The 751-nt window shown below is 31.7% G+C and carries 1 protein-coding gene; it reads left to right on the top strand.

Annotated features, from left to right (window positions below):
• The first annotated feature begins 178 nt into the window (after positions 1-178).
• Entirely contained in the window at positions 179-655 is a 477-nt protein-coding gene (locus PPOP_RS16650; protein ID WP_006287813.1) for a GNAT family N-acetyltransferase, read from the top strand.
• Positions 656-751: the final 96 nt, after the last annotated feature.

Below are 751 nucleotides of genomic sequence, written 5' to 3'. Positions count from 1 at the left end.
TGGGGTGGTGAGAACTTTCATTCTACACGAATCCGGCCATGGGTCCTTTGTTTTTTATTCCCAGAAGGTGTCGCACTTCATTTTACAATCCGTCGTTAAGCTAAAGAGCGGGATAGTTGAATAAAGAGTTTGATGTTGAAATATATTTAATCCAATATATAAAGAGGTGCATTAGGAAATGATTATTATGAAGTTTAAGGAAACTGATACTGAAGAAATTGTTTCTTTATTTTACGAAACAGTTCATTCAGTTAATTTAAAAGATTATTCGCAAAAACAATTAGATGTTTGGGCAACAAAAGAGGAAAAAGAATCGAAAATCAATTCGTGGAAAGTTACATTAGGTCAAAATATAACATTTGTTGCAAAAATTAATGATAAAGTAGTGGGCTTTAGTGATTTAACCTATGGAGGGTACTTAGATAGACTTTATATTCATAAAGATTTTCAAAGTCAAGGTATAGCTTCAGCATTAGTTGATATGATTGAAAGTGAAGCGAAAAAGCTAAATCTCTTAGTAATTGATACAGATTCAAGCATTACAGCTAAACCATTTTTTGAACATAAAGGTTACAAAATTGTTCGTTCACAAACTGTTGAACGCAAAGGTGTCAAGTTGATTAATTTTAAAATGAGAAAAAAATTAAAATCCTAATTTTTTTGTACGAAAATGACACCTTGCACGAAGTAGCAGGATGTAGTTCTTTACCCTGAAATAGAAGGGTTCTGTAAAATGGCACAAAAAAACACC

The organism is Paenibacillus popilliae ATCC 14706 (assembly GCF_000315235.1).
Lineage (GTDB): Bacteria > Bacillota > Bacilli > Paenibacillales > Paenibacillaceae > Paenibacillus_B > Paenibacillus_B popilliae.
This window is presented reverse-complemented; position numbering and strand designations above follow the sequence as displayed.

Coding starts and splice junctions, on each gene's coding strand:
- PPOP_RS16650 (WP_006287813.1), top strand. CDS start 179: ATGATTATTATGAAGTTTAAGGAAACTGATACTGAAGAAATTGTTTCT.